Source organism: Oceanospirillum maris DSM 6286, from assembly GCF_000422865.1.
GTDB lineage: Bacteria > Pseudomonadota > Gammaproteobacteria > Pseudomonadales > Halomonadaceae > Oceanospirillum > Oceanospirillum maris.
In genome coordinates this window covers 211,146-227,203 of sequence record NZ_AUGW01000003.1, presented here as the reverse complement: position 1 = coordinate 227,203, position 16,058 = coordinate 211,146, and the positions used below count along the sequence as shown (strand labels likewise).

18 protein-coding genes are annotated in these 16,058 nt (G+C 47.1%); 7 read left to right on the top strand and 11 right to left on the bottom strand.

The window, feature by feature from the left end; translation table 11 throughout:
- Window positions 1-56 precede the first annotated feature (56 nt).
- From G517_RS0100930 to nth, 5 genes are all read right to left on the bottom strand, one after another.
- Complete coding sequence (locus tag G517_RS0100930) at window positions 57-836, bottom strand: ABC transporter ATP-binding protein (RefSeq protein WP_036589986.1); 780 nt, start codon at window positions 834-836, stop codon at window positions 57-59.
- Window positions 833-1,885 carry an iron chelate uptake ABC transporter family permease subunit gene (locus tag G517_RS17245; RefSeq protein ID WP_084632001.1) on the bottom strand — a complete coding sequence of 351 codons (1,053 nt, stop codon included), beginning with the start codon at window positions 1,883-1,885 and terminating at the stop codon, window positions 833-835. Before G517_RS17245 ends, G517_RS0100930 begins: the two co-directional genes overlap by 4 nt.
- Window positions 1,882-2,856 (bottom strand): cobalamin-binding protein, encoded by a 975-nt coding sequence (locus G517_RS0100920; protein ID WP_211224205.1) that lies wholly within the window; start codon window positions 2,854-2,856, stop codon window positions 1,882-1,884. The genes G517_RS17245 and G517_RS0100920 overlap by 4 nt, the downstream gene beginning before the upstream one ends.
- A gap of 467 nt (window positions 2,857-3,323) precedes the next feature.
- Window positions 3,324-3,497 carry a hypothetical protein gene (locus G517_RS20800; protein WP_169447895.1) on the bottom strand — a complete coding sequence of 58 codons (174 nt, stop codon included), beginning with the start codon at window positions 3,495-3,497 and terminating at the stop codon, window positions 3,324-3,326.
- A 214-nt stretch (window positions 3,498-3,711) separates the two neighbouring features.
- Entirely contained in the window at window positions 3,712-4,347 is a 636-nt protein-coding gene (gene nth / locus G517_RS0100905) for an endonuclease III (protein WP_028302829.1), read from the bottom strand.
- 194 nt (window positions 4,348-4,541) lie between these two features.
- Between nth and G517_RS17240 the strand changes: the two genes are divergently transcribed.
- The 4 genes from G517_RS17240 to G517_RS17235 are packed head-to-tail and all read left to right on the top strand — an operon-like array spanning window position 4,542 to window position 7,933.
- A complete protein-coding gene (locus G517_RS17240; RefSeq protein WP_051205798.1) occupies window positions 4,542-5,261 on the top strand; it encodes a ZrgA family zinc uptake protein in 720 nt (239 codons plus the stop codon).
- Window positions 5,251-5,967, top strand: coding sequence for an ABC transporter ATP-binding protein (locus tag G517_RS0100895; protein WP_245543156.1), 717 nt, complete (start codon window positions 5,251-5,253; stop codon window positions 5,965-5,967). The genes G517_RS17240 and G517_RS0100895 overlap by 11 nt, the downstream gene beginning before the upstream one ends.
- Complete coding sequence (locus G517_RS0100890) at window positions 5,967-7,271, top strand: ABC transporter permease (RefSeq protein ID WP_028302827.1); 1,305 nt, start codon at window positions 5,967-5,969, stop codon at window positions 7,269-7,271. The genes G517_RS0100895 and G517_RS0100890 overlap by 1 nt, the downstream gene beginning before the upstream one ends.
- A gap of 44 nt (window positions 7,272-7,315) precedes the next feature.
- Window positions 7,316-7,933: a DUF3299 domain-containing protein gene (locus G517_RS17235; protein WP_051205795.1), complete on the top strand. Its 618-nt coding sequence runs from the start codon at window positions 7,316-7,318 to the stop codon at window positions 7,931-7,933.
- Between the two features lie 28 nt (window positions 7,934-7,961).
- Here G517_RS17235 and G517_RS0100880 read toward each other — a convergent pair whose 3' ends face one another.
- Window positions 7,962-8,534, bottom strand: coding sequence for a helix-turn-helix domain-containing protein (locus tag G517_RS0100880; protein WP_028302826.1), 573 nt, complete (start codon window positions 8,532-8,534; stop codon window positions 7,962-7,964).
- Between the two features lie 138 nt (window positions 8,535-8,672).
- Between G517_RS0100880 and G517_RS0100875 the strand changes: the two genes are divergently transcribed.
- Complete coding sequence (locus G517_RS0100875; protein WP_084631999.1) at window positions 8,673-9,854, top strand: benzoate/H(+) symporter BenE family transporter; 1,182 nt, start codon at window positions 8,673-8,675, stop codon at window positions 9,852-9,854.
- Window positions 9,855-9,878: 24 nt separating this feature from the next.
- Here G517_RS0100875 and G517_RS0100870 read toward each other — a convergent pair whose 3' ends face one another.
- Window positions 9,879-10,772, bottom strand: a complete 894-nt coding sequence (locus G517_RS0100870; RefSeq protein ID WP_036589983.1) for a LysR family transcriptional regulator ArgP — start codon at window positions 10,770-10,772, stop codon at window positions 9,879-9,881.
- Between the two features lie 113 nt (window positions 10,773-10,885).
- On the opposite strand from G517_RS0100870, the gene G517_RS0100865 reads away from it, so the two are divergent.
- Window positions 10,886-11,518, top strand: coding sequence for a LysE/ArgO family amino acid transporter (locus G517_RS0100865; protein ID WP_211224204.1), 633 nt, complete (start codon window positions 10,886-10,888; stop codon window positions 11,516-11,518).
- A gap of 182 nt (window positions 11,519-11,700) precedes the next feature.
- A complete protein-coding gene (locus G517_RS0100860; protein ID WP_028302822.1) occupies window positions 11,701-11,979 on the top strand; it encodes a Fic family protein in 279 nt (92 codons plus the stop codon).
- Window positions 11,980-12,022: 43 nt separating this feature from the next.
- Here the strand turns inward: G517_RS0100860 and G517_RS0100855 are convergent, their stop codons facing one another.
- The 4 genes from G517_RS0100855 to rsxD form a co-directional block, all read right to left on the bottom strand.
- A complete protein-coding gene (locus G517_RS0100855) occupies window positions 12,023-13,366 on the bottom strand; it encodes a DUF2252 family protein (RefSeq protein ID WP_028302821.1) in 1,344 nt (447 codons plus the stop codon).
- A gap of 128 nt (window positions 13,367-13,494) precedes the next feature.
- Window positions 13,495-14,205 carry an electron transport complex subunit E gene (locus G517_RS0100850; protein ID WP_036589981.1) on the bottom strand — a complete coding sequence of 237 codons (711 nt, stop codon included), beginning with the start codon at window positions 14,203-14,205 and terminating at the stop codon, window positions 13,495-13,497.
- A gap of 73 nt (window positions 14,206-14,278) precedes the next feature.
- On the bottom strand, window positions 14,279-14,974 hold the full coding sequence (rsxG, locus tag G517_RS17230; RefSeq protein ID WP_084631998.1) for an electron transport complex subunit RsxG: 696 nt from the start codon (window positions 14,972-14,974) through the stop codon (window positions 14,279-14,281).
- 9 nt (window positions 14,975-14,983) lie between these two features.
- Complete coding sequence (gene rsxD / locus G517_RS0100840) at window positions 14,984-16,054, bottom strand: electron transport complex subunit RsxD (RefSeq protein ID WP_028302819.1); 1,071 nt, start codon at window positions 16,052-16,054, stop codon at window positions 14,984-14,986.
- Window positions 16,055-16,058: the final 4 nt, after the last annotated feature.

Below are 16,058 nucleotides of genomic sequence, written 5' to 3'. Positions count from 1 at the left end.
GGTCGATCCCTATGGATTTAGTCGGTTTAACAGGGGTATAAATATTAAATATAAGCCTAGGCAGGAATAAACACTGGCCCAGCTTCAGTTTCAAGCCGTCGAATAGGGTGTTGGTAAAGTTGTTCGAGTCGCTCTTCCGTCAGCAGCTCCTCCTTTGTGCCTATCATAGGGCCTTCTGGAAAAAGTAATATCAGATGATCACAAAAACGTTGCGCTAGATTGAGGTCATGGAGGCTCATCAGAAGGCAGCCCGATTGCTGTTTTACATCAGCAAGTAGCTGCTGTAAAAGGCTCACTTGATGGTGTAGGTCAAGGTGGTTTGCCGGTTCATCCAATAGCCAAATCTTGGGTTGCTGTACCATCAACGTCGCAATTTTAAGGCGTTGACGTTCACCACCGGAAAGTTGATCGATGTTGCGCTGGCAAAAATCATCTAACTCAACCCGTTGCAAGGCATTGTGAGCTAGATTTTCATCAGATTGGCTCTCCCAGGCAAAAGGGCCTAAATGTGGGTGACGACCCTGCAAGGCGGTCTCTAGCACCGTGGCAGGAAACGCCGTGCTATCATCTTGCAGTAGAAAGCCTAGCTGCTGTGCTCGTTGCCGGCTTTTAAGTTGTTCCAAGGGAATACCTTGTAACAGCACTTGTCCATTATCTGCGGCTCTAAGTCCTGCTAGGGTATGTAATAAGGTTGTTTTTCCGGCACCATTACCGCCTAAAATCCCCCATATCTCACCTTGATTAAGCGCTAGAGCCCAATCCTGACACAGGGTTTTACCGGCGATGGTGACCGTAAGTCCTAGCGTGCTGAGCAATGGGGGGGATATGTGGGTCATGTTAGGCCTCGATTGCTTTTTTGTAGCACCCAAAGAAAGACTGGCACGCCAATAAAAGCGGTGATAACCCCCACAGGTAATTGCTGGGGGGCAATTAAGGTTCTTGCAAGGGTGTCCGCCAAAAGTAATAAACAAGCGCCGGCTAGGGCCGTTGCGGGTAGCAACAGGCGATGATCGGAACCTAAGCTTAAACGTAAAATATGGGGCACGACCAAACCAAGAAAGCCGACACTTCCGGCTTGGGTTACCGCAGAGGCTGTCAGCACCGATGCCAGTAAATACAGGGTGATCTGGAGTGGGTACACTGAAACGCCAAGGGCTTTCGCTTGCAGTTCGCCGCGGAGCATCATATTTAAAGGCCGTGCCAATAATGCGCTAATAACAAGGCTTATCAGTAGAAATAGCCCGTGCCAGCCAGGTAACGATGCTCGACTCAGATCGCCCATCAACCAAAACAGCATTCCTCTTAGCTGATTGTCTTCCCCAATAGATAGCATAAAACTGATAACCGCCCCCCAGCCGGCGGCCGTTACAACGCCTGTTAGGAGTAAGCGTGATGGCGACCAAACCCCTTTTGCATGGGATAGACCAAATACCAATAACAGGTTAGTTAAAGCACCTACAAAAGCACTGCCAGAGACCCAGAAAGCCCCCAAGCCCGACATAATACTGAACAGGGCGCCTACCGCTGCACCACCGGAAACGCCCAATACATAGGGGTCTGCTAATGGGTTGCGCAATAAAACCTGCATTAAACAGCCTGCCAAGGCCAGTTCTGCGCCTACGACCAAAGCGGATAAAGCGCGGGGTAGTCTTAGCTCGGTCATCACGGTGGTGGCTAAAGTGTTAGACGAAGTACTTGGTGACGATAAAGTAAGGGTGTCGATAATCAGTTGCCACAAATCATAGCCGCTAACGCTGATGCTGCCGGTTAGTAGTGCCAAGATTAGGCTGAGCAAACAGGCTAAGCCAAGACCTCCAAGCCAGAACGTTGCCCGTAGCTTTTGCTGTTGGCTAAAACTATCTGCTTTAGTTGCGGGGGGCTTCACTGATTGTTTCCTGTGGATGAGGTTGCAATTCTGTGACGGGTTTGATCAAGTTGCTGGCACAGTTGCTCCGCCCCTAATAAAACCCGCACTGTTTGGCGCTGGATATGTCCCGGCGGTATAAAGTGTAGTTGCCGCTTTTGCACGGCGTTAATTGCTGGCCAGTCTTTCCATTCATCCAACCATTCGGGACGTTCAACTCTCATGCCGCTGGCGACAATGGCATCAGGATTTACCTTAAGGACGGCTTCAATATCAATGCGAGGCGCAATATTGCTTAGCTCAGCAAACACATTTTGCCCACCACAGACATTGATCACCTGATTGATTAAGTTTTCTTTGTTAATGGTTATCAGCGGCTTATTCCACACTTGATAGAACACCTTCACCGGTGCTTTATGTTGATACTGGTCTTTTAGTTTTTGCAGGGTGAGGCGAAAGTGTTCGGCTTCTTTTTTCGCGATAGTAGAGGTCCCTGCTAGTCGACCAAACTTCTCTAATGTTACAGGGATCTGTTCTAAGTAACGGGTTTCTGTGGTGTATACGGGAAGGCCAAGTTGGCGCAACTTTTCTAATGTATCGGGGTGGTTACCGCTTTTCCAGCCAATCACTAAATCCGGCTGTAGTACTAAAATACGTTCAATGTCGAGCTGCGTGTACCCGCCCACATGGGGCAACTCTTTTGCTGCCTCAGGGAAGTCACTGTAATCGACAACAGCAACCACTTTGCTACCGGCTCCAGCGCTAAACAGCAGCTCGGTGACACTCGGGGCAAGGCTGATAATACGTTGAGCGGGCTGCTCTAGCGTGATGGTATTTTTAAGGTCATCTTCGACGCTAACCTCTGCCAGTACAGGTAATGAGGCGGCAATGAGCACTAGTGATAAAACGATGAACATGACCGCGTGTTGAAGCTTATGTCTAAGCGTATAGACGCAGGGCTGAGATTGAGATGGAAGAGGACAAGTGCTCACGAGAGAATCCATTATGCAGCTAGAATAAAAAGCGTCGACAGAACCGGAAAACCTGATATCAGCAGGCTATGGAGCGAACGGATGGCAAGTTTAACAAGAACGGCGCAGGACTGCACAAATAAAGCAGAGGCTTAGGGTTTTAGTGATAAGGGGTGATAAAAATACAGATAAGAACGATGGTTTTATGGGAAAAGATAAGCAAAAAAAACGGCCCGCAGGCCGTTTCTTCAATGACTGAAATACAAAAGCTTATTTAGCTTTTTTCAGTGATTTTTTCAGCTTTTTAACTTTGCCTTCTTGCTTCTCGATCTTAGCTTCGCGTGCTTTGATCTCTTTTTTAACGTCTTTTTTAGCTACCTTAGCCATGATGTTACTCCTAGTTGTACATAAAGTACTTTTAATAACGCCCATCAAACTTAAAGTTTAACTTGAGCGACAAGATTGCAGGCATCCAGAACTAAGCCTGATCAACGAGGATCAATTGGTTGCTGGTGCTCTGCGAGAAAACTGCGTATAAAGCGGCGTACTTCCCGAGCGGCACTGGTATCTAGCGTATCGCATAGAGAGACAAACTGATTTCTCTCTTCTTGGCTAATACGAATAATCAGTTGGCTATTTTTTTTCTTTTTTTCCGTCGGCATAAGTAATCATTGCCTGCTTTTATTGAATATCATTGTGATATGCAATGTATATACAATCACAATACATTTTGCCTCTAGCAAGGTCAAATGACATTTTTATGACATTGGTTTAAAAAGGATAAAAAAGAAGCTTTGCTGATTTGGCTCAAGTAGATTACGCATGAACAACGCTCTTGTTACAATCAAAGCCTTATAAGGCTATAAAGCACTAAATTTAAATCTCAGTTTTTTCTTTAAAATCGCATAGATCTTCGATGATACATGAACCGCAGCGTGGTTTACGGGCGATACATGTGTAGCGGCCATGCAGGATTAGCCAGTGATGAATGTCCAGCTTGAATTCTTTGGGAACGTTGCGGATGAGTTTTTTCTCGACTTCATCAACATTTTTTCCCTTTGCGATGCCTGTTCGATTGGATACCCGAAAAATATGGGTGTCGACGGCGATAGTAGGTTGGCCAAAAGCCGTATTTAATACTACGTTGGCGGTCTTACGGCCGACGCCAGGCAGTGCTTCCAATGCTTCCCGTGTTTGAGGAACCTCGCCGTTATGCCGATCTAACAGCATTCGACATGTTTTTATTACATTTTCAGCTTTGCTATTAAATAAGCCGATCGTTTTAATATAGGTTTTTAGGCCTTCTACGCCTAGATCGTAAATTTCTTGAGGGGTGTTTGCTACTGGGTAAAGTTTATCGGTTGCTTTGTTAACGCCGACATCCGTGGCTTGAGCTGAAAGAATAACGGCAATCAAAAGTTCAAACGAGCTGGAGTAATTAAGCTCTGTCGTGGGGCGTGGATTATTAGCCCGTAGGCGGGAAAAAATTTCGTAACGTTTTTCAGCGTTCATGGGAGCTTAAAATCTCAATTTTAGGGATACGATATTATTTCAGTCTCTAAAGGGAATGCCAAGGATGATAATTTATATGTTATGTTGTAACGTCATTGTTTTTGGATTATAAATGTCCCCTTCTTTTTTAAGAGACTGACCCTAAGTCTCTCATGTTAAACTCCTAATATTCGCATCGTACCAATGGATATATGATGAAAAAAACTATCAATCGAGCACTGCCTATTCGTAGCCCTTTATCTCTTTTATCCTTGCGTATTGGCTTGCCTTTACTGGCGAGCGCTTTTGCATTGACTGCAAGTTTATCGTCAAGTGCAAGTGAGTTTGGTGCCCATGAGCACGGCATTGCTAATTTGGCGATTGCTCAAGAAGGTAAAGAGGTGAGCGTGAGCTTTAGTGCCGCTGCTGATAGTGTTTTAGGCTATGAGCATCCACCGACAAATGATCAAGAGCATACCTCCTTAGCCCATGCGAAAGAGGTCTTTTCTCATCCTGAACGCTGGTTGGCATTACCGGCCAGTTGTGTTTTGGAGTCAAAAGATGTTGATCTGCCTTTTATGGCTGAAGCAGGGCATGAAAACCATGACCATGACCACGATGAAGAAGCGCATGATGATCACGACCATGGCCACGATGAAGAGGCGCATGATGATCACGACCATGACCACGATGAAGAAGTGCATGATGATCACGACCATGATGAAGGCGAGCATGACCACGATGGACATGATCATTCAACTCATGTCAATGTTGAGGCACGTTACACCTTCCACTGCGATAGTGATGCACTTTCTCCTGCGACATTAAAGCTGTTCAGTCAGCTGCCATATTTAGAGCTGCTACGTATTGAAGCGATCTCTGAGCGTACTGTTGTTGTGAGTGAACAAGAAGGAGATGGGAATCTTGAGTGGTAAGTCCATCATTGCGTTAAACCAACTCAGTTTTGCTTGGCCTAAGCAGGCCAAGCCTGCGTTACAAATCGACGCTTTTCAGCTAAACGCTGGCGAGCGTCTCTTTGTTTATGGCCCCAGTGGTTGCGGTAAGAGCACGCTTTTATCGCTTCTAGCAGGGGTTGTTGTTCCTCAAGCAGGGCAGGTTGAGATTGCAGGCCAGCGTATTGAGCGTCTTTCTGCTGCCCAGCGGGATCATTTTCGAGCGGATAATATTGGTTTAGTTTTTCAGCAATTTAATCTGCTACCTTACTTAAATGTGCTGGACAATATCACCTTAGCCTGTGATTTCTCCCGTCAGCGGGCTGCGACCCTTAAGACTCGGCAGGTTAGCGCCTTAAGCGAAGCAAAGCGCCTATTAAGCCGCTTATTGTTGCCAGAAGCACTTTGGCAGCACTCGGTGATGAGTTTAAGCATCGGTCAGCAGCAGCGAGTGGCCGTTGCCCGAGCTTTAATCGGCGCGCCGCCGGTCATTATTGCCGATGAGCCGACTTCTGCATTGGATCATCAAAGTCGAGATCAGTTTTTACAGCTTTTAATGGCAGAAACCCAAGATAGTGGCAGCTCGCTGGTATTTGTGAGCCATGATGAAAGTTTAAAAGATCACTTTGATCGACACCTGCACTTGCCAAGCCTTAATCAGGCCACTGTTTCTCAAGGGGGGCTGTAATGGATATTAATTTGGCAACCTTATTGCGGTTATCTCTAAAGAGTCTCGCGAATCGCCGATTAACGGTGTTTCTCTCGGTATTGACTATCGCCTTTAGTGTGGCGCTTCTACTGACGGTCGAGCGGGTAAGAACGGAAGCGCGCACCAGTTTTAACCAAACAATTTCTGGCACTGACCTTATTGTGGGTGCTCCCAGCGGCGATATACAGCTGCTGTTGTATTCGGTATTTCAGCTAGGAAATGCCAGCGCAAATATGAGCTGGAAAGCGGCACAAGAAATTGCGGCGATGCCCGAAGTGGCGTGGACGATTCCCTTGGCATTAGGGGACTCCCATAAAGGCTATCGGGTTATGGGAACAGAGGCGGCTTATTTTGATCACTACCGTTATGGCCGCAAGCAGCCCTTAGCCTTTGCTGAAGGTGAGCGATTCGATAAGCTTTATCAAGCGGTTATCGGTGCTGAAGTTGCTAAAACATTAGGCTACAAAATTGGTGATAGGATGGTGATAGCCCATGGTATGGGGCGGCACAGTTTTAAAGAACATGATGATAAGCCGTTTACCTTAGTGGGGATATTAAAGCGTACTGGTACGCCGGTTGACCGCTCGGTATTGGTGAGTTTGCAAAGTATTGAAGCGATTCATGTGGGCTGGGGTAAACCTGCTGTACAGGATCTGCGGGCGCGCTTTAGTCAAAAACAAGCCAGTGGCTTAGATGAAAGTACGCTACAGCCTCAATCTATTACCGCATTACTGGTGGGCATCAACAAAAAGACACAGCTTTTTCAGGTACAAAGAGCGATCAATGAAGGCAAAATAACCGTTAGCGGTAAAAGTGAAGCGTTACAGGCGGTGCTTCCTGCGGTGGCGTTACAGCAGGTATGGCAATTAGTTGGTGTCGCAGAAAATGCCCTACTGGTGGTGGCAGGGTTTGTTGTGATCAGTGGCTTGGTTGGTCTAATGTCGGTGATTTTAACCGGCTTAAACGAGCGCCGCCGAGAGATAGCTATATTGCGAGCCTTAGGGGCTAGGCCTGTACAGGTATTACTGCTGTTGGTTGCCGAAGCCTTTATGCTGACATTACTCGGACTGCTATGTGGCAGCGGTTTATTCTATCTATTATTGTTGGTTGCTGCGCCTTGGGTGTATGAACTTTGGGGTATTTGGCTGCCGGTGAATTTTTTCAGTTTGCTAGAGCTTAAGCTCTTAGCGGTTATCGCCGTTGCGGGACTATTAGTTGGTCTATGGCCGGGATTACGAGCCTATCGTATCTCTTTGGCAGAAGGTTTATCCGTTAGACTATAGTGTGCTTTATTCTATTATTAGTGCGTTTTGGAGACGAGTGTTATATGAGGGGGATAAAAACAACCACCCTAACGATCGCTTTTGCGATGCTTGTTATGGTGGTTTTATGGCTACTGGGTACGCAATCTGCCCAAGCGGCCAAACCTGAGGGGTTTGATCAGCTCTCAGAGCGCGTGCAGTCCCGTTGGGATGAGGGTGAGCAGTTACTGGATCTGGATTGGGAAGATCTAATACCGGAAGGCTTTCGGGCTGATGCGGTACTGGATCAATACGATCCTGAGAAAATTGCACTGCTGACGGATGATGATCCTCTGATTTTAGAGATTATGGAAAAGCTACAAAAAGCCTATCAGTCGGCTCCAGTGCTGGGGGTGATAGATAGTATGCCGGTGCGATTGGGAGGGTATATTGTTCCCATTGAAGTCACTCCAGAAGGTATTACCGAATTTCTTCTGGTGCCTTATTTTGGTGCTTGTATCCATACGCCACCACCGCCATCTAACCAGATCGTTTTTGTAAAAACGGATACCCCAGTGCAAGAATCAGAGCTGTACAATGCGGTGTGGGTCAGTGGTCGCTTATCGGTAGAAACAGAAAATACAGACCTTGCAACGGCAGGTTACACGCTTTATTCCGAGCATATTGTACCCATTGAATATTAGCCCCGCTTGAGCTTAGCAAGCCTAGACGTTAACGAGGGTAATGAATCACATTATGAAAAACCGCCTGAACGGTGCTTAGGTTACGATAACCGTGCGGTTTATCGGCAGCAAAGCGAACACTCATTCCCTTGGTGAGTGTTTGCCATTGCTGGTCAACAAACAACTCCATCTCACCTTCTAACACTAAAACAAACTCGATAACCCCTGTTTCGTGAGGCTCTGAGTAGCGCTCATAATGGGGAAGTAGTGTTAGCTCAAAAACCTCAAAGCTGAGTTGAGGGTCAAAGGGAAAAATAGGCGCTACCAGCATTTTATCTTTTGCAGGCTGATGGCGTAGGTCATTTGCATTTCGAATCAGGGTCGAAGGATGAGGGTTATAAGGTTCAATGCTATAAGGCTCAATAAAAGTGGACAGTGAGCAGTGAAAACCACCGGCAATCTTCCACAGTGTGGCCACGGTAGGGCTGGATTCCCCACGTTCAATCTGCCCAAGCATCGCCTTACTTACGCCGGTTTCTTTTGCCGTTCGATCAAGACTCCACTCTTTTTCTTTACGTAGTTTCTTTAAGGTATGGCTTAGGTGCTGACTGAGTTCCTGCACAGTAATCGCCTCGTAAGACTAGAATTTAATCGATAAATACATTGTGCGCTATAGCGCACAAGTGTTATCTTGCGCGCTCTAACCGTTATTTGTACGTGATAGCGCACAAAGTGCTATTGATTGTAAGGGGGCTTCTCTGTGGGATCAATCTCAGCGTTAAAATCTTTTTTTAGCTTGTCCTATATTTCTGCGGGCTTTGTCGCTGTTTTAGTGGGTTATACCAGTTCTGCTGTCATCATTTTTCAGGCAGCAGAAGCAGCCGGTGCCACTGGAGCAGAGATTAGCTCATGGCTTTGGGCGTTAGGTGTTGGTATGGGGATCACCAGTGCAGGATTATCTCTTTATTTTAAAACACCGGTGCTTACTGCTTGGTCAACTCCTGGGGCGGCTCTATTGGTGACGGCTCTGCCGGGCTTTAACCTGAGCGAGGCTATCGGTGTTTTTCTATTTAGCTCAGGTCTTATTTTCCTCTGTGGTATCACCGGTATTTTTGATAAGTTGATGCATCAAGTTCCTATGCCTTTAGCGGGAGCAATGCTTGCCGGTGTCCTGTTGCCATTTGGCATCAATACCTTTGCCAGTCTTGAGCAAAATCTACTATTGGTTGGCTTAATGATTGGCGGTTATATCGTGATAAAACATCTGTTGCCCCGTTATGTGATTCCTGTCGTGCTGCTTATTGGTATGATCACGGCGTTGACCCAAGGGCAGCTGTCTTTTGAGGGGGTTGAGTGGCAATTGGCAGCGCCAACCTGGGTTGCGCCAAGTTTTAATTTGCAGGCGCTTATTGGTATCGGTGTACCTCTTTTTATTGTCACTATGGCATCGCAAAATGTACCTGGTGTTGCTGTATTACGGGCAAATGGTTATCACATTCCGGTCTCTCCTTTGATAACCTCGACAGGTTTTGCGGGTTTGATTTTAGCGCCCTTAGGTGGCTTTTCATTTAACTTAGCCGCCATTACGGCGGCCATCTGTACTGGTCGTGAAGCGGGGCAAGACCCTAAAAAACGCTACTTGGCTTCAGTTTGGGCCGGGCTGTTTTATCTGGTAACAGGGCTTTTTGGTGCGAGCGTAGTTGCTATTTTCGCGGCTTTCCCCCAGGCGCTTATTATCACTATAGCTGGCTTAGCGCTACTCGGAACCATTGGCAATAGTCTTGCCTCAGCACTTGTCCAGCCGGATGAGCGAGAAGCCGCATTATTAACCTTCCTTGTAACGGCCTCTGGGGTCAGTATTGCCGGAGTTGGTAGTGCGTTCTGGGGGTTGTTGATTGGGCTTATCACCTATCATTTACAAAAATATTATTTACAAAAGTAATCATTCATAAGAACCCTTGGCACTTTAGCTCAAACTACGCTTTGCCCCCTGTGTTATCGCTTCTGTCAGTTGCTTTAAATTAGCAGATTTTAGGTTCCATACGTGCCAATATAGCGGCACATTGATACCTTGTTCAGGGGTGAGCTCTTGGACGATGCCCTGAGCTAAATAAGTCGCGCTTTGCTGGTCCGGTACCATGCCCCAGCCGAGACCGAGTTGAATCAGATGAAAATAAGGCCCTGTCGCGGGAACTCTATGTTTAGGATACACAGGAGCATCAATACCGATATGGCGTAGGTAGTGATTTTGCAGCTCATCCTTGTGGTTGAACTCCATCACCGGAGCCTCGGCTATTGTGTCTGCCGTAACGCCCTTTGCAAAATATCGAGTTATATACGCCGGTGAGGCTAACGCTCGATAACGCATTATTCCCAGCGGGATACAGTGACAGCCCTGCATGGGCTGGCTGGATGAGCTGATGCTGCCTAACACTTCACCTGTTTTTAGCAAATGATGGGTTTGCTCCTGGTCATCAATTTTAATATCCAGCACCCAAGGCTGTTGGCGCAACAGAGGCGCTAAGGCTTCCGGTAGCCACGTATCTAAACTGTCGGCATTTACCGCTATCGGCATACGGCTGAAGCCCTGTTCTTGAGCCTGATCCAACCCTTGGCTTAACTCGCCCTCTAGCAGACTTAACTGGTAATAAAACTTTAATACCCGTCGTCCTGTCGCCGTTGGCATCAGAGGTGTACTGCGAATAATCACCGCTTGGCCTAACTTTTCTTCCAGCTGACGAATACGTTGAGAGATCGCCGACTGGGTGACATGCAAGCGTTTAGCGGCCTTATCAAAGCTTTGCTCTTCAATAACCGCGTGCAAGGCGCGAAGCTGTTTTGGATCTAGAGATAAACTCATTAGAAATTCTTATCAATGATTAAAATCATTAGTTTTACTTAATTTTTACTCAAGAGCAAGATGCCTGCATCAACCTGCCGTGTTTTCGCTATGTGTGTTTTTAGGAGAAAAAGATGAGTGTAATAATGAGTGTATATCTGTTGGCCTTATTAAAAGGCCTAGGTACCAGTGCCGGCCTCATTATGGCGATAGGCGCGCAAAATGCCTTTGTGCTATCTCAGGGATTAAAACGCCAATATCACTGGCCTATTGCGGGAATATGTAGCTTTTTTGATGCAGTACTTATCACCCTTGGTGTTATGGGAATGGGAGCTTTGATCAGCCAGAACGAGCTTTGGTTGAATGTCGCCCGTTGGGGGGGGGCAGCATTTCTGTTTTGGTATGGGTTTGGAGCGCTGCGCTCTGCATTAAAGGATCAAAGCTTGGAAACGGATCGCAACAAAGGTGCCACTAGCCTGAAAAAAGCGCTGCTGACCACACTGGCCGTCACCTTGCTCAACCCCCATGCTTATCTGGATACCGTTGTGCTAATCGGTAGTATTGGCGGGCAATACCCAGAAGGAGAACGCTTCTGGTTTGGCCTAGGTGCAATCAGCTTCTCTTTTATCTGGTTCTTCGGTATTAGCCTTGGTGCACGCTGGCTGGCCCCCCTGTTTCAGAAACCGATCGCATGGCGGGTGTTAGATGGCTTTGTTTGCCTTGTGATGTGGTCGATTGCAGCGAGTTTGGTGATCGCGGCGGTTTAACAACCGCCAGAGTATTTTCTGATTAACATCATATGAATTATCATTCTAAAAATATTATTTTTTATGGGGTTTTAGAATATTTGAACCGCTTTTTATAGCGATGAAAATTACGATAGTTATACTTCTGTAAAGCACTTCAACCTATTATATATTATGATTTTAATGCCTTATGGGAAGCGATAATGATATCGATAACTCCATACTTAGAGTCCAGTGATCTTGGTGAATATCAAGACAAAATTGTGGATCTGATCAGGGCTGATGCTGAGCTTAACAGGTCTATCCCTAACTCAATTCGAGGTTCTCTTGAGTGGCTGCTTCGCTTAGTCAATAGCTACTATAGTAATCGCATCGAAGGCAATCCTACTCACCCAAAAGATCTTTTAAGCACCCAGAGTAAGCAAGGCAAAGATAAGGCTGAACAAACCAAAGACATTATGGAGTTGTTGGCTCATTGGTAAAGGCTTTATTGCGCCCATTAGCTAATGGGCGCAATTCTTAAACTTACCCTTCCAAATACAACCTCTGTAAATACTGGCAATCCTCTTTGACCTGCTCCACATAACCTTCACAGGCTTTTATTAGGGTATCTATCTGTGCCGGTAACGCTGCGACGACGGCTTGTTCAAAGTGTGTGGAGCGGCGGTCTCCTCGGCAGTGGGCGAGGGCGAGAGCTTGCCCGCAGGTGGCGGCGTATTGCTTAAAACCGCCTTTTATCGCCTGTTCTCCAAAGACAATATCCTCTGGGTCGATACCGACACGGGCATGATGGCGAGAGCGAATCAGCCAGTGGGCATTTTGCCATTCAGCTTCATCCAGTACTAAATCTGGACGGCGTTGCATACGCTGTTGGCAATGCACCGTAAGATGGGCGGGATTTAGGCGGTTGGTGGGGCTTAGTTTCGGGAAGTGATACAAGGGAGCGGCGTGCCTCTGGTGCTTCACTTCAACTAAGTGGCACAGTGCTAGGTCGTCTGTTCCGGTAAAATTCTTTGGCCCAACAAGGCAGTAAAAGCGGCGCATATTCACCGAGCCAGTTCCCGCATTCAGGCGCTCGGTAATATCAAGAATGGTATCGTCCATATAGGGTGAAAAGTGATGAATGAGAGCCTTGGCTTCATGGCTGATCAGGGGTTTAAAGCGTTCTGGCCGATTCCGAAACCGAAGTGGCTGCTGATCAATATTCACCTCTTTTGCCAGGGAGCTTTTCTCCATGAATTTTTTGCCACCCCAGATGCGTTTTTTGGCTTTTTTGTAGGGGGCATTCAAGATATGGCCTTTTTTAAAACGATCAAGCACCTGATTGCGTTGCTCGGGATCATCAGCACAGGCCTGACAGGTTTGCAGATAACTTTGCAAAAAGGCACGCATCGCTTTGGCGCTTTGTTTGCGGCTGACAGCTAAACCATCATCGTTCTCTATCGGCGCATCTAATGAATAACGGCCTGCGAGTACACCTTCGGCAAAATCAACACTTAGGCCAAGGCTGGTACAAAAGCGCGCTAAATCCCAAACCGCATGACCAATACAGGCATCATCAAAATCGTTAGGTGCAAAGATAACGCTTTCGCCATGGGCACCCTCTTCACTTAAAAAACCAAAATTAGAGATGTGGCAGTCACCCATAATCGTCGTCAGCGGTAGCTTTAATAGAGGTGCTGGCAGCTTAAGGTTGCCTTGGGCAATATCCGCATAAAATAGCTGGGCGGAACCACGTAGGAAGACAAAAGGATTGCTCGCCATTTTGATATGTTTAGGGCAGCCCATAAGTAGGGCGGAGTGATCGACCCGTTCTAATTCTTGCTGGACTAATTTGTGTCGATTGGGTTTTTTAGCGGCAGTGGCCATATCTGCATCCTTGGCTGAGGGGAAAACGTATCTGAAAAAAACGTATCTAAGAAAAGAGAATGAAAAAAGAATTCTCAGTTTAACATTTTTTGCCGATCAGCCGAAGAACCACAGAAGAGGCTATAGGGTTAGCCGGTAACACGCACGCGACGGTTTTCAACTGGTTTTGGCTCATCCGCTTTATGACGTTCAGCGCGATCTTTTAGCTTACCATCAATAATATTTTTCAATGCGATCAACAGTCCCATACCAACGAAGGCTCCCGGTGGCAAAATGGCAAACAGAAAGCTGTAATCTTCAAAAATAACAATTTTCCAGCTAGCCGCCATTGGGCCAAACAGTAGCTGCATATTTTCGAACAGAGTGCCTTGTCCGATGAGTTCTCGCATACCTCCCAGTAAAACCAGTACCAGAGTGAAACCCACTCCCATCATTAAGCCATCGGTCATAGCGGGCAAAATAGGGTTCTTGCTGGCGAAGGCATCCGCTCGACCTAAAATGACGCAGTTGGTTACGATCAGTGGGATAAAGATACCTAAAATAAGGTATAGCTCGTAAGTAAACGCTTGCATAAGAAGTTCAGCACAGGTAACAAAAGATGCAATAATCATTACAAAAGCGGGTAGGCGCACCTGTTCTGGCACAAAGTTACGAATCATCGATACGGATAGATTTGAGCCGACTAAAACCAAAATAGTCGCAAAGCCTAAGCCCAGAGCGTTTACCACCGAGCCAGTAACCGCCAGCAGCGGACATAAACCCAAGAGCTGCACCAGCGCAGGGTTGTTATGCCAGAGACCGTCTGCGGTAATTTCCTGATAACTTTTTGTTGCACTCATAATCGGCTGCTCTTTTAAATTCGTTTTTTTAATTCGATTTGCTTATTGTGGTTTTTAACTTGATTAGGTTAGCTCACTTAGTATTCGCCTTAGCGCTTAACAACGTCTCTTGATGCTCGGCAAAATACTCCAGAACGGCACGGGTTTGATTCACCACGGCCCGTGGCGTAATGGTCGCACCGGTGAACTGGTCAATTTGACCGCCATCTTTTCTCACTTTCCACGCGTCTGGCCCAGGGTTTTCCAGGGACAGTCCGGTAAAGCCCTTGATCCAGCTAGACTTGGCGGTTTCAACTTTGTCCCCCAACCCTGGTGTTTCCCTATGCTTAAGCACCCGCACGCCGGCTAATTCACCGTTATGCTTAACACCAATCAATAGATCAATGTTGCCACTGTAGCCGTGGGGCGTGGTGACAGGGAACAGCAAGGCAACGGTTTGTCCCTCTTTGCGGCCCACATAGATTTGGATGGGGTCCTGATTACCTAGCAATTTGCTGGGTGGGAGTATCAGGGTGTTGCTAAGTAGATCATTATCGATCTGATCCGCGGGCAAAATCTCATATAAACTGCGAGTTTGCGCTTGGCGAATATTTTCGGCAATGCTGTCCTGCGTATTGATCTGCGTAACGGCGATGACACCTGCGGTAACAATCGCAAAGATGCCAAGCCCGATACTACTGCGAATAATTGACTGTAGCAGGGTAGACTTTAACAGACCGGCTTCTACGGCTTGTTCCGAATTTTGAGGTTCTGGTGCTGGGCTATGCATGATGATTCCTTACGGCTCGTTTTTGATGCCTTTGCGGGCTTTGCTATGACCAAAGCTGCGGGGCTGAGTGTAGTAATCGATAAAAGGAGCGGCAAAATTCATCAGCAATACCGAGAAAGCAATGGCATCAGGATAGTTACCCCATGTGCGAATCACATAAACAAGTACGCCAATACCGGCACCAAACCAAAGTTTCCCTTTGTTACTGGTCGCTGCGGTAACAGGGTCGGTGGCGATAAAAAAAGCGCCAAACAGGGTGGCCCCAGAGAATAGATGCACCATAGGAGAGGCATAATTACTGGCATCGGCACCATAGAAGAGAAGGGACATAACCAGCAAGCTACCCAGCATGGCAACAGGAATATGCCAAGTAAAAATGCGCTTCCAGAGTAGATACAGGCCACCGAGCAGAAACGCCGTTGAAGCGATCGCCCATGTTTGCCAAATATTCTCTGGTTGGGCACTGTTTTGCTGCCAATACTCATCGGCCATCAATGCGCCTTTATGCTTAAAGCCATCCAAGGGTGTTGCCATGGTAAAGGCATCTGTTCCACTGCCAAAGAGTGTTCCACCATTAAGGAGTGTCCCGTTAAAAACAGCACTGAAGCTCTGGCCTAGGGATAAACCATGATCCAACAAGGCCGCTGGCGCGACCCATTGGGTCATCTCCACCGGAAAGGAGATCAACAACAGGGCATAGGCGACCATCGCAGGGTTAAATGGGTTATTCCCCAGTCCACCATAAAGTTGCTTGGCGATCACGATGGCAACAAACGTACCCGTAACAGGCAGCCACCAAGGGGCTAAGGGTGGCAAAGCAATACCCAATAAAACACAGGTCAGCAGCGCACTGTTATCCTTAATGGCTGGAAGCGGGTTGCGCTGGCGTATCTTTAGGATCAGGGCTTCAAAGGTCAGCCCAACAACGGATGCAATGATTACATTGATCAGCGATCCCCACCCAAATAGCAAGGTAAGGGCTGCCAACCCCGGAAGGGTGGCTAAAATAACGGTCTGCATCACCTTATTGGTACTTAAGGGGCGGTGCAGATGGGGAGAAGAAACCCGAATAAATGCCATAATT